This is a genomic window from Flavobacterium denitrificans DSM 15936 (assembly GCF_000425445.1).
Taxonomy (GTDB): Bacteria; Bacteroidota; Bacteroidia; order Flavobacteriales; family Flavobacteriaceae; genus Flavobacterium; species Flavobacterium denitrificans.
The window spans coordinates 86,744-98,919 of the sequence record NZ_AUDL01000016.1; the positions used below are offsets into that span (position 1 = coordinate 86,744).

The window sequence follows — 12,176 nt, forward strand, 5'->3', positions numbered from 1 at the left end:
TAGGTGTATTTTTCTTTCTATTTTAATCTCAATAACCAAGCCATAAAACAGCTTTTACAAAGCCGTCGCGCCACAATTTTTCATTGTGTTCTCCACCTTTTACAATTTTTGTTTTGCTGAGGTGAAGGCAATAACAGCGGTTTTTATCTAATAAACGCTCCATTTTTTCCAGATCTTTTACCATCTCATCACTTTCTTTATCACCACATAAAAAGTAAAATCTCGTTTTAATTTTGGGTGATTGTTCGGTAAACGTATAAATCTCATTTGAGAACCAAAATGAAGGTGAAAAGACTCCAGCATTTCCAAAAACCTGAGGATATTTTACCGCTGCGTAATATGAAACCAATCCGCCAAGTGAACTTCCCATAATTGTCGTGTTTTTGGCTTTTGTTTTGGTTCTGTAGTTTTTGTCTATATATGGTTTTAAAGTGTTTACGATAAAATCAACATAATTGTCGGCTTCTCCGCCACCGTATTTTTCATTTTTGAAAGGCGTAAGTTCATTAATTCGTTTTTCATTCCCGTGTTCAATTCCTACAACAATTACAGGAGCTTTTAAGCTGTCTAGTTTTTCATCGACATTCCATTCGCCGACAAAGGAAGTTTTGGCATCAAATAAATTTTGTGCATCGTGCATATAAATCACGCTGTATCTTTTTTTTGTTGAAGTTGAATAGCCTTCGGGCAAATACAGCCAGATTTTTTTAGTCGTTTTAAGCTGAGGGGCTTCAATGGTAAAAGTAGAAACGTTTTTTGAAGCCGTGCTTTCCTGAGCATTTCCAGCCGTAAACGTCAGCAAAAATATAAAATAGAAAAATCCGCGAATCATTCCTTATTGTGTTTTAAATTTAATGTAATAATTTAGCTAAAAATAATAATTTGATGAACACCGAAGAAGAAAAAAGAAGTTTACTTTTAGAAATGATTGCGTTTGCTACGATTGATGGACATTTGCACAAACGCGAGGTTGATTTTCTTTGGATTGTTGCCGAGGAATTGAATATTAGCAAAGAAGAATTTAAAGATTTATTTCATCAAGAGCATACGGTCAAAATAAATAGATCGGAGTTTCAACGCATACAACAATTTTACAGACTGGCTTTGATAATGCATTGCGATGGAATTTTGCACGAAAAAGAAGCTACAGCAATTCATCAAATTGCACTGGAAATGGGATTAAATCCAAGTGCAGTAAAACGTGTTTTGGAATTGATGAAAAAGGCGCCAAATGCTATTATTGATCCAAATAAATTATTGAAAGTTTTTCAGGAACAGCACAATTAAGGCAATTGTTCCTGAAGTTTTTTGATATCGTCACGTAGTTTAGCGGCTTGCATAAAATCTAATTCTTTAGCCGCTTTTTCCATTGATTTTCGTTTTTCGCGAATCAATTTTTCCAAATCAGTTTTTGACATATATGCTGTTTCTGGCTCGGCAGCGACAGGCAATGTGTGCCCTAATTCGTATTCAACTAAAGGATTTTTAGTAAATGCGCTTTCAATTTTCTTGTTTAAGGCTTGAGGAACAATATTATTTTCAACGTTGAAATTGATTTGTTTGGTTCTTCTATAATTAGTTTCATCGATTGTTCGTTGCATACTTGCCGTAATTTTATCGGCATACATAATAGCTTTTCCGTTTAAATTTCTCGCTGCACGACCAATGGTTTGTGTCAAAGATCTGTGGTTTCTTAAAAAACCTTCTTTATCAGCGTCAAGAATAGCTACTAATGAAACTTCAGGCAAATCCAAACCTTCACGAAGCAAGTTTACTCCAATCAAAACATCAAAAATACCTTTTCGCAAATCCTGCATGATTTCGATACGTTCTAAAGTATCAACTTCAGAATGGATATAGCGGCAACGAATATTTACTTTTGTCAAATATTTGGCTAATTCTTCGGCCATTCTTTTGGTTAAAGTCGTTACTAAAACTCTTTCGTCCAATTCGCATCGCACCTGAATTTCTTCAATCAAATCATCAATCTGATTCAAACTTGGGCGAACTTCAATTATTGGATCTAATAGTCCAGTCGGACGAATAATTTGTTCCACATAAATTCCGTCCGATTTTTGCAATTCGTAATCGGCCGGAGTTGCAGAAACGTAAATTACCTGATTTTGTAAAGCTTCGAATTCCTCAAATTTCAAAGGTCGGTTGTCCATTGCAGCTGGTAAACGGAAACCATATTCAACCAAGTTCTCTTTACGGCTTCGGTCGCCTCCATACATGGCATGAACCTGCGAAACTGTAACGTGACTTTCGTCAACAACCATTAAATAATCGCTTGGAAAATAATCTAACAGACAGAAAGGACGCGTTCCAGCTTCACGTCCGTCAAGATAACGAGAATAATTTTCAATTCCAGAGCAATAACCTAATTCACGAATCATTTCTAAATCGAAATTCGTTCTTTCTTCAAGACGTTTTGCTTCCAGATGTTTTCCTATCTCTTTAAAATAATCAACTTGTTTTACTAAATCCTGCTGGATTTGCCAAATAGCGCCTTGTAAAACTTCTGGAGAAGTCACAAACATATTGGCAGGATAAATCGTCAATCTTTTGAATTTCTCAATTACTTTGGAAGTTTGAGCATCAAATGATTCTATTTCTTCAATTTCATCTCCAAAAAAGTGAATTCGATACGCATCATCAGCATAACTTGGATATACTTCAACAGTATCTCCTTTGATTCTGAAAGTTCCCGGATTAAAATCGGCTTCCGTTCTGGCGTATAAACTTTGAACTAGACTATGCAATAATTTGGTTCTGGAAATAACTTGATCTCTAGTGATTTCTATTACGTTTTTCTGAAATTCCACAGGATTTCCAATACCATATAAACAAGAAACCGAAGCGACAACCAAAACATCTCGACGCCCAGAAAGTAGGGAAGAAGTCGTGCTCAAACGCATCTTTTCTAATTCTTCATTGATAGATAAATCTTTCTCAATAAAAACGCCTGTAACAGGCATAAAAGCTTCAGGCTGATAATAGTCGTAATAAGAAACGAAATATTCAACCGCATTATTTGGGAAAAATTGCTTGAATTCTGAATACAATTGCGCGGCCAAAGTTTTGGTGTGTGCCAAAACCAATGTTGGTCGCTGTACTTCCTGAATAACATTTGCAACCGTAAAGGTTTTTCCGGATCCCGTAACTCCTAATAAAGTTTGATATTTTTCGCCATCTTCAACACCTTGTGCAAGTTTTTGTATGGCTTGTGGCTGATCTCCTTTCGGACTATATTCTGAAGCTACTTGAAAATTCATTTTTTATTGATGAAAAATTAGTTTTGTAAAGATACGAAGTTTGAAGGCTTTTCGAGAAAATTAATCATAGCGTCATTTACAAATTTTGATTGATCGATGCTTAAAAAATGTCCGGCATCTTTAATCATTATTGTTTTGGCGTTTGGCAGATTTTTTTTTGCGCGTTCTAAACTTTCTTCTGAATTTATAACGTCTTTATCGCCAATTAAAACCAAAACCGGATTCTGAATCGATTTTAATTCATCATCTGAAAAAGGTGTCATTTTGAGCATGCTGGAATTTGATTTTGCATATTTATTCGCCAAATAAAATTGTCTGTTATAAACAGGGCTGATTTTTTCAGGATGAGTAGAAAATGTTTTTAAGGTTTTGCTGAATTTCTTTTCGCTTGGAAAAAGTTTTAAAAGCAAAGCTGATGATGTTTTTCTTGGTTTATCAATAAATTTAAAGGTCTGCGCAGGACTCAGTAAAACAATTTTATCAATAGAATTATTTTTTTGAACAGCTAATAGGGTAGCAATCCAGCCTCCGCGTGAAGCGCCAATCATATCAAATTTCTTTAATTTATAATGATTGAATATTTCATTGTACCAAATGACAATTTCTTCTTTTGAAAGTGGTTTAGCAGTTAATGTCGATTTGTTTGGTTCCATTAAAAAATCAATGGCGTATATGCGGTGATTTTTTGCCAATGTTTTAATATTTGGATACCACATAGTGGAACTTGCGTCCATGCCGTGAAGTAAGACTAAATCTTTTCCGTTTTTTGGACCAGCGATAATAACGTGCGCTGTTCCAAAACTGGTTTTTACATTTTCTTCTGTATAAGGAACATCCCAAAGCTTTAAGGCTTTGTTATAAGATGCGGTATAATTTTGTTTGTCGCTTTCGGTTTTAAAAACATAATCTTCGAATTTAGTTTTTTTCGAAGAGGCACAGGCCGTCAGTAAAATAATAAAGAATAACCGAACGAATATTTTTGAAGTACTCATAAAATTAAATTTACGTTGAAAGGTACAACAATCCAATTTCGAAGCTATTTCAGAATTTTATCTGAAACTATCATAATTTTAAGATTTATCATTTTTGGAAGTCAGATAATAAATCTGTACAAATGCTAAAATGGCATTCGGGATAATTACGGGCCAAAGCCATTGATTAAAATCTCGATAGTCATTTAAGAAAATACCATAAATGACAAAACAGATACAGCCAAACATATTAATGAATCGAATTGTTCTGAGGTTTTTCAGTAAAAAACCTCCAACAATAAAAACAGATGCGAGGTAACCAATATATTCTGCCATAGTCTTGATATTTAATTGTTTACACTAAATGTAGTAAAATGAAATTATATTATCAAGAGTTGATGTTGAAAATCAGTGTTTTAAAGTTTCCACACTTTCTGTTCAGCTTCATTTAAGAAACTCCAAGCAACAATACGGCTATTTTTTTGGCCTTGCGCCATATCAATTGTTTTGACCGAAACGGCGTTTGCTTTTTTCAGAATTTTATAAATCGAAGAAAGATTTTCTTTTTTAGAAACCAAAGTGGTAAACCATAAACATTGCGAAGCATATTTTGCGCTTTCGTAAATCATTTGAGTGATAAATGCAATTTCGCCACCGTTGCACCATAATTCGGCATTTTGACCACCAAAGTTTAAAACAGGATTTGTACTTCTTTTTTCTTTTGGATTTAGATTAGAAACTTTTCTTGAAGCGCTTTTGTTTGCTTCTTGTGCCGATGCATGAAATGGCGGATTACACATGGTGAAAGTGAATTTATCTTCGGGAATAATAATATTTTTGAAAATAAATCGAGATTCGGTTTGTTGCTGTAAGCTTATAGAATCGTTTAATTTTGGATTGTTTTCTATTATTTTACTGCAGTTTTCAATTGCTTTTTTGTCGATGTCTGTTCCAACAAAACTCCAGTTATAAACAGCATTTCCTAATATCGGATAGATCAAATTTGCACCCGTTCCGATATCTAAACCTAAAACTGAATTTCCTTTCGGAATAATTCCGTTATTGGTTTCGGCTAATAAATCGGCGATATAATGAATGTAATCGGCGCGTCCAGGAATTGGCGGGCATAGGTAATTTTTAGGGATATCCCAATTTTGAATATCGTAATAGGTTTGTAGTAAAGCTTTGTTTAAAGCTTTAACAGCAAGCGGATTGCTGAATTCAATGGTTTCGATTCCGTATTTATTTATGGAAACAAAAGCGTTTAATTCGGGACAATTTGAAATAAGAAGTTCGAAGTCATATCGTGAACGATGCAGATTTCTTGGGTGTAAATTTTCTTTTTGAGAATTGTCGTTTGCTTTCATTTTCATAGATTTCAAGCAAAGATAGTCATTCCTTTTTTAGAAAATATTTTGTAAAACTTTCTATTAAGCCAATTGCCTAAATCCGTTGTAGTGCTGTTAGTTTTTGTTTTTTCTTTTGAATACAAATTCATAATCAGCAATTATAGTTTTAAATGTATCATTTTCAAATTCGTAAATTGGTTTTTTATATAAAAAAGCATTTGTTTGAAAATGAAAATGATAAAAAAATCCATCTTTTATCTGAACATTTGTTTCGTATACATTTATTAAAAAACTTTCCTCCGAATTATAATTTCTGACTGTTGCTAAACAAATAAATTTATAAAAATCAACATTGAACTTCTCTATTTTTAGTTCTATTTTCGACCCAATTGGAGTCCAATCTGTCATATTGTAATTTATTCTTAATTGTCCTGATTCTCTAATTGAAACCCATTCGTCTAACAATTCGTTTGCATCAACGATACTTAATTCATAAAAAGTTTCGAATTTTAAACCATTCAAAATTGTATTAAAAAGATCTGTGACGTAAATTTTATTATCAAGTTCTTTATATATTATTGACCCCAATCTTCTATAATCTTGATTTAAAAATAATTTTGATTTTATTACTTGGTTAAGGTCGCTTGATGTTAACTTAAATCTATTAGAATTAATTGATTCAAAAATTTTTATGAAAGAAGCTTTATTTTCGTGATTCAAAACAATGTTCAAATCTAATTTACTAAAACTGTTATACTTAATGTTTTGATTAAATTCAGATAATAATTTATTATATTCAATAGGCATCATTTCTTCAAATTCAGGATTGATTAATAATTCAAATAGAATTAAAAAAACAAAATTCTTTTTATCGGTAAATGTTTGGTCAAATATTTTTAATTGATTCATTTTTATTGTTTTGTGGTAAAATAAAAGTTAACGTCCCGGCGCTACACGCAGGCTGGTATAAAGAAAGCCAAAACTTTTGGTTACAAACCTATTTTTTAAATACAAATCCATCATTAAATTTTGCCAATTGTTGTTGTGGCTGTTGGTTGCTGGCTCTTTAGGTTCTAATTCATTCAACATCATCAGCCCATTTTACAATATCAGTATTATGAGTTGAAAATATAATTGTCGCACTGTCACCAACTTTGTAATTTTTAGGATCTAAATCGTTAGTGTATTTTTTACCATTCAAGTAAAATTCAAAAAATGCGAATTTAGCTCCTTTTCCTTTGTAATGAATGTCATAAATCCTCACTTTTTGTAAACGCCCAAAGTTTTTTAATTGTTCTTTTTCATATTTATTTAGAAAAGTAAACAAACCATACGCAGTACTTCCAAATATTATTAATGACAAAGAACAGTAAATTGTATTTATAATTTTCACCTTAGAGAAACCAATTGTTTCTTTTAGAATTTGATATTTTTTTGGGTTAGAAAGCGTTGTGAAATCAAAGTCTGTTTTGGTTGAAACAATAATTCGTGTTAATGAAATACTTAAAAGAATTGAGCCAAAACCAACAATGAAATAACCAATAAGACCTAAGTATTTTGCACCATCGTGTGTCCACCAAACTTTATAAACAATGAAAGTACCAATTATAATTAGTAGTGAGTTAAGGAATGAATATTTGATTGCTTGTCTTTTGGTCATTATTATCTTTTAGTGTTTAGTTGCGAGGGGTACCACAAACGTTCTGTTACTACAGCGGGTTTGGTATTAAATTAAACCCATTCTTCGGATTTGCCACCCGAGTGATAGCGAACAAGCGAAGCAAATCATCCCAAATACAAAACCAATTTTCCATTAAGCCAATTTTCCTAATCCGTTGTAGTGGCCGTTAGCAGTGGTTTTTTATTCTTTCTGAGTTGTTTTCCAATAAAATTCTTTGCCACATTCTTTTGAAATAACTGCGGTTATTTTTTTACTGATGTCTTTTAAAGATTTATTTTTTTTACTTTTAAAGAACGAAATTAATAACTGTGAACCTTCAAATTGATGTATTTTTATAGTTTTGCTATTCAGTAATTCAATATTCATATGAATTAAGAACAGCTGTCTCTTATATGTTTTTCCCCTATGATAGTTAATAAATGTGATATCGTTGGCTCTTAAGTGAAATTGTTTGATTTCGATAAAATTAAATTGAAGCTTTCTGAATAAGTTTAACTTTATGACTAACTGTTTTTTGGATTCGCTTATAAAAAATACACTTTTTGTTGGCTTGATAAAAGTTTCAATCGAAACAATTAGAAAATATAATCCAGCTAGTAATAATCCAGTTGAAAAAAAATATCCAATTATTACATTTAAGTCAGTTTTTCTATTTAATAAATAGCAAGCTAACTTGAAATCAAAAAATAAAATTGGCAATGATATTAAAAAGTAAACTAAAATATAAAAGATATCTTTTTGGCTTCTTTTATAGTCAATTCTTAAATCGCCATTCAAAGTTCTTTCAATATAATAACTTCCAATATTATTTTCCATTTGTACAATTAAGTTTTCTCAAAAATCACTGCTAATGTTCTGGCACTACATCGGATTTAGGGTTAAATTAAGACCATTTTTCGAATTTGCCAAATCTTCCCAAATACAAAACCAACTTCCCATTAAGCCAATTGCCTAAATCCGTTGTAGCGTGTGTTATGCCTCGTTGTTTTTTTCGGTTGCTGTTTATCCGTTAAAACTTCTGCTTTGATGCGTTGGATTGGTAACTCCTTTGCATTTTTTTTTGGTATTTTATGTTGGCTAAAAATGTAAATGTGCTACTGAAAGAGTGGCTATTCAAAGTCTATTTCCGTTTTTGAAATTCTGTCTAGCTCGTCTAAAATACTTTTTTTAATAAGTTCTATTTTTTTGTGTTTATTGGATAATTCTTTTTGAGCAACTAAATCAATTGTCCCATTTGGTTTTACTGGAAATGGAATTTGTAACTTTTTTACAATGCTCTGAGGTAGACTTTTTTGTTTTTCGCCTTTGACATTTTCAATGAAAATCGGTTCAGCTATATATTTTACATATTCTAAATCAATATCTTTTGTTAATGGTCTTAACCCGCAATTATTTCTACCAATATTAAATTTTCCGCTTCTAAGTTTAATGTGTCCAGAATTACCATAAGTTACCCAAGTAAGTAAAATCTCATCATATTTAAATGATTTTATATAACCAAAAACACCTCCGTTTTCAATTTGACCTGAGTAGACTGGGTATTCGCCTTTATTTTTATCTATGAATTTTTTGGTAAGGTTATCTTCTCCTAATATTTCAAAAAGGTTGTCCACACTAAAGATTTTCAGAGTGGAATTATCCTTTATTTCAATAATTAGATTTTCAATCTGTGATTTATATTCGTCGATAGATTTTTTAATATCTTCTATATATAATATTTTGTCAACAACGTCCTTTTGAGCTTCTATATCGAAAATTCCCTTTTCGTCAATAGGCATAACAATTTCAACCTCTTCAACCATTTTTGGATAAACTTTTGTAAATTCATCAGAGCCGTTTTCGCCTTTTCTTCCTTTTGCTAATTCTCTTAGTTTAGGTTCAACGATGTTCTTTACATAAAGTAAATTTATATTTGGTAATTTAGGTTTCAGCAATCCTCTATCTCCATTAATTGAAAATTTGCCATCAATTAACATCATATAACCTGCAAAACCATTTGTTGCCCAAGTTAGAAATTGACCATCATAATCATTAGTATTGATGTAGGTTAAAGGTGCATTGTTAGATGCAGAATAAACAGGATTATCTCCTTTATTTAGATTACCGAAATTTTTGGTATAAAGAGATTTCCCTTTTTCAATATCAAAAAGCTCTTTGAGTTTATAAGTTTTTTTATTTAGTTCAGACTTTTTTTTTTCAGACAATTCTTTAATGCCTTCTTGAAAAGTCTTTAAAGAAATTGACATATCTTCAACCAAAGAAGAAAAGTCAAGCAATCCTAATTTATCTTTCTTTTCACTAATACCAAGTTCAATTTTTTCATCTTCACTCCACCATTTATCTATTATCCAAGAATTTTCTAATGAACTTGTGAAATCTGTAAATGGAAATATTTTACATCTTTTATCGGTATTGATTTTTGCAAAACTTGCTTTATTACCTTTGAAAAATGAATATAAAGTAACAGCTTCACTTAAATCGTCTTGGTCAATATCAAATCTATAAACATCTCTACTTTCTCCCATTTCACTTACCAAATAGGTGAAAACTGGGTCTGTTTGAACTTCTTTTTTGTTGGCTTTTTTAGTTAAGCAAAGAATATAAGTTTTTTTATTTGTTGTAAAAAAAGTGTTTAATGGTAATGAAACAATACCATCAATATAACATTCGTCTATTATGAATTGTCTTAAGTTTTTATCGTTTTGACGATTAAAAATTCCATCAGGCACAACAACAAATGCTTTTCCGTTTGGTTTTAAAGCCCGAATAATCCACTCCATAAACAAACCCTCAACACCGATAGCATTGATTTTGTAATAGTTTACAAGAGTTCCGTCTTTTTTTATTTCTTCTTTTAAATTACTGCTTCCACTTGTTACATAAGGCGGATTTGTTACGATAAGGTCATACTCGTTTTCAACTGGTTCAGAAAGAGTTCCTAAAATAGAATTTGTTTTAAGTAGAAAACTATCATTGAAAAGTTGAGCAAATTCGGTTGTAATTCCTGGGTTTTCTTTGATAATATCAGAAAAATAAATTAACATATTGGCTTTAGCCAATATGATTGTTTTTTGTTCGTCTTTGTCAAAACCTTTGTCGTAACCGTGAATGGTAATTTTTGGAATTAATTTTCCTTTCTTAATTTCGTAGAATTGGTCAAGTTTAGTAATTACAGGTTCTAATAAGAATTTCCCAACGCCACAAGCTGGGTCACAAATTTTCGCACCTACTTTTATGTCGTCTTTTGCCATTTCAACAACGGCTCTAACTACTTTTAAAGGTGTAAAGAATTGTCCCCAATTTTTTTTGCTAATACTTTCCTTTAAGAAACTTTCAAAAAGTTGGCTTTTAAAATCGTAATCGATATGCTCAAGTTTTCCGTAGTCCTTAAACTTGGTTAATACCTTTTTAAAAACTGTGCTATATCCTTTTACTGCTTTTTGGTCTTTACTTACAAAAATAGTTCCGTTGATGATGGTTGTTTTGTCGGCTGGATTTTCAGGAAACAGCGTTTTAATTTTAGGACGAACAACACTTGCATAAGTTTCTAAAACTTCATCCTCTGTATTTCCGCTAAAACTTGCGTAAAGCGTATTGAAATTAAACATTCCTTGCAACACGCCTAAATCGCTTAGATATTTAAAAATGAAAAGTTCAACAAATGTATAAAGACAGTTTTCAGGTGTTGCACCACTTACCGACCAAATGTCTTGCCAAATCTGTTTCGCCAAGTCAGTTGGATTTACTAATTGCTTTGGTTTAATTTGGTCATTTAGTTCGTTTATTGAAAATATAATTTTTTCAATAAATTCAGGGAGTTTTTCGTCTTTTGGGTCAAAGTTGGTTTTTATTTCTTTTCCACTTTCGTCTTTAATTTTATTACCTGTTAAAACATTTACCCAAATTGTTTCTTTCGTATCAGTTGCAATAATTATGTGTGCATCAAGTTTTTTAGCAACTTCTAATTCTTGTTTTATTGCCTTATTTTTCTGTACGGCTGTTTTAAATTCAGAAGGCTTTTTATATTCAATTACTGCAATTACATTTTTCTTTTGAACTATTAAGCCATCAACTTTTTTTCTTTCTTCAGCTCCGTAATTTACATTACGAATAATACCGTGTTCTTTTAACGCCTTTACAGAGGTTGCACCGATATTATAGAAATCCCATTTACCAAGCTTTTCGCAATTTTTGATTAAATCTCTTTGTAATAATTCTTCGCTCATTGGTCAAAAGTTATTTTAGCTTGTTTAGCATTTATGTTTTTTAGGTATTTGACATTGTCGTCTGCAACTACAAATACATTTTCAGAACAATGGTTTTTATATGCTTCAACAGCAAATTTATCAGCATAAAATAGGTCATTTACTTTCTGAAATTCCATTTCAAAAAGTTCTGCAAGTTCTTTCAGTTTAGTTTTACTGAATTTTTGAGCCCCATTTTCAATTTTACTAATAGCAAAAGCGTTGATGCCAATTTTAGCACCAAATTCGGTTTGTGTCCAACCGTGTTTATCTCTTTCTTCTTTTATAAAATGTCCAAAACTTGCCATTTTCATATCTGCATTTTTTTAGCTTGACCCATAATTCGCAAATTTAACAAAGTTTTTAAATAATCCACTATGATTTGTTTAAAAAGTGTCAGGGTGGTGGGTGGGATTTGGTGCATTTGGATAAAATTAAATGTGTGCAAAAGCGCTATTTTTTGATGTTGGCTTGAACCCCTTTTAATTTTATGGGCGTTGACAATTATTTTTTATTTTCTGTCGAAATTTTGTCATTGTCCGTCTGGGTTTTACAATGAGGCATAACGTTCTCGCGCCACAAGCAGTTTGCAACTTATGAAAGAGAGTATTTTCGGCTAAACGAAAATACAAATTAAAACGATAATTCCACTAAAA

11 protein-coding genes are annotated in these 12,176 nt (G+C 31.5%); 1 reads left to right on the forward strand and 10 read right to left on the reverse strand.

Features of this window, described 5'->3' with window-relative positions; translation table 11 throughout:
• Window positions 1-28: 28 nt before the first annotated feature.
• Window positions 29-832, reverse strand: a complete 804-nt coding sequence (locus H600_RS0111050; protein ID WP_026728843.1) for an alpha/beta hydrolase — start codon at window positions 830-832, stop codon at window positions 29-31.
• Window positions 833-885: 53 nt separating this feature from the next.
• Here H600_RS0111050 and H600_RS0111055 point away from each other — a divergent pair, with 53 nt between their 5' ends.
• Window positions 886-1,287 carry a TerB family tellurite resistance protein gene (locus tag H600_RS0111055; protein WP_026728844.1) on the forward strand — a complete coding sequence of 134 codons (402 nt, stop codon included), beginning with the start codon at window positions 886-888 and terminating at the stop codon, window positions 1,285-1,287.
• Here H600_RS0111055 and uvrB read toward each other — a convergent pair.
• From uvrB to H600_RS0111110, 9 genes are all read right to left on the reverse strand, one after another.
• On the reverse strand, window positions 1,284-3,275 hold the full coding sequence (gene uvrB / locus H600_RS0111060; protein WP_026728845.1) for an excinuclease ABC subunit UvrB: 1,992 nt from the start codon (window positions 3,273-3,275) through the stop codon (window positions 1,284-1,286). The two genes, H600_RS0111055 and uvrB, sit on opposite strands and share 4 nt — an antisense overlap.
• A 17-nt stretch (window positions 3,276-3,292) precedes the next feature.
• On the reverse strand, window positions 3,293-4,267 hold the full coding sequence (locus H600_RS0111065; protein WP_026728846.1) for an alpha/beta fold hydrolase: 975 nt from the start codon (window positions 4,265-4,267) through the stop codon (window positions 3,293-3,295).
• A gap of 78 nt (window positions 4,268-4,345) precedes the next feature.
• The gene (locus H600_RS0111070) at window positions 4,346-4,582 is read right to left on the reverse strand and encodes a hypothetical protein (RefSeq protein WP_026728847.1); all 237 of its coding nucleotides are present in this window, start codon (window positions 4,580-4,582) and stop codon (window positions 4,346-4,348) included.
• An 80-nt stretch (window positions 4,583-4,662) separates the two neighbouring features.
• A complete protein-coding gene (gene rlmF, locus H600_RS0111075) occupies window positions 4,663-5,613 on the reverse strand; it encodes a 23S rRNA (adenine(1618)-N(6))-methyltransferase RlmF (protein ID WP_026728848.1) in 951 nt (316 codons plus the stop codon).
• A gap of 96 nt (window positions 5,614-5,709) precedes the next feature.
• Window positions 5,710-6,504 carry a hypothetical protein gene (locus H600_RS0111085; protein ID WP_026728849.1) on the reverse strand — a complete coding sequence of 265 codons (795 nt, stop codon included), beginning with the start codon at window positions 6,502-6,504 and terminating at the stop codon, window positions 5,710-5,712.
• Window positions 6,505-6,673: 169 nt separating this feature from the next.
• Window positions 6,674-7,255 carry a hypothetical protein gene (locus tag H600_RS0111095; protein WP_026728850.1) on the reverse strand — a complete coding sequence of 194 codons (582 nt, stop codon included), beginning with the start codon at window positions 7,253-7,255 and terminating at the stop codon, window positions 6,674-6,676.
• Between the two features lie 201 nt (window positions 7,256-7,456).
• Entirely contained in the window at window positions 7,457-8,092 is a 636-nt protein-coding gene (locus H600_RS0111100; protein WP_026728851.1) for a hypothetical protein, read from the reverse strand.
• A 293-nt stretch (window positions 8,093-8,385) separates the two neighbouring features.
• Complete coding sequence (locus H600_RS23110; RefSeq protein ID WP_209320123.1) at window positions 8,386-11,502, reverse strand: N-6 DNA methylase; 3,117 nt, start codon at window positions 11,500-11,502, stop codon at window positions 8,386-8,388.
• Window positions 11,499-11,834 carry a helix-turn-helix transcriptional regulator gene (locus tag H600_RS0111110; protein ID WP_245176553.1) on the reverse strand — a complete coding sequence of 112 codons (336 nt, stop codon included), beginning with the start codon at window positions 11,832-11,834 and terminating at the stop codon, window positions 11,499-11,501. Before H600_RS0111110 ends, H600_RS23110 begins: the two co-directional genes overlap by 4 nt.
• Window positions 11,835-12,176 lie beyond the last annotated feature (342 nt).

Bases quoted from the DNA above. Each gene is read 5' to 3' on its own strand.
- H600_RS0111050 (WP_026728843.1), bottom strand. From the start codon at position 832: ATGATTCGCGGATTTTTCTATTTTATATTTTTGCTGACGTTTACGGCT.
- H600_RS0111055 (WP_026728844.1), top strand. From the start codon at position 886: ATGAACACCGAAGAAGAAAAAAGAAGTTTACTTTTAGAAATGATTGCG.
- uvrB (WP_026728845.1), bottom strand. From the start codon at position 3,275: ATGAATTTTCAAGTAGCTTCAGAATATAGTCCGAAAGGAGATCAGCCA.
- H600_RS0111065 (WP_026728846.1), bottom strand. From the start codon at position 4,267: ATGAGTACTTCAAAAATATTCGTTCGGTTATTCTTTATTATTTTACTG.
- H600_RS0111070 (WP_026728847.1), bottom strand. From the start codon at position 4,582: ATGGCAGAATATATTGGTTACCTCGCATCTGTTTTTATTGTTGGAGGT.
- rlmF (WP_026728848.1), bottom strand. From the start codon at position 5,613: ATGAAAGCAAACGACAATTCTCAAAAAGAAAATTTACACCCAAGAAAT.
- H600_RS0111085 (WP_026728849.1), bottom strand. From the start codon at position 6,504: ATGAATCAATTAAAAATATTTGACCAAACATTTACCGATAAAAAGAAT.
- H600_RS0111095 (WP_026728850.1), bottom strand. From the start codon at position 7,255: ATGACCAAAAGACAAGCAATCAAATATTCATTCCTTAACTCACTACTA.
- H600_RS0111100 (WP_026728851.1), bottom strand. From the start codon at position 8,092: ATGGAAAATAATATTGGAAGTTATTATATTGAAAGAACTTTGAATGGC.
- H600_RS23110 (WP_209320123.1), bottom strand. From the start codon at position 11,502: ATGAGCGAAGAATTATTACAAAGAGATTTAATCAAAAATTGCGAAAAG.
- H600_RS0111110 (WP_245176553.1), bottom strand. From the start codon at position 11,834: ATGAAAATGGCAAGTTTTGGACATTTTATAAAAGAAGAAAGAGATAAA.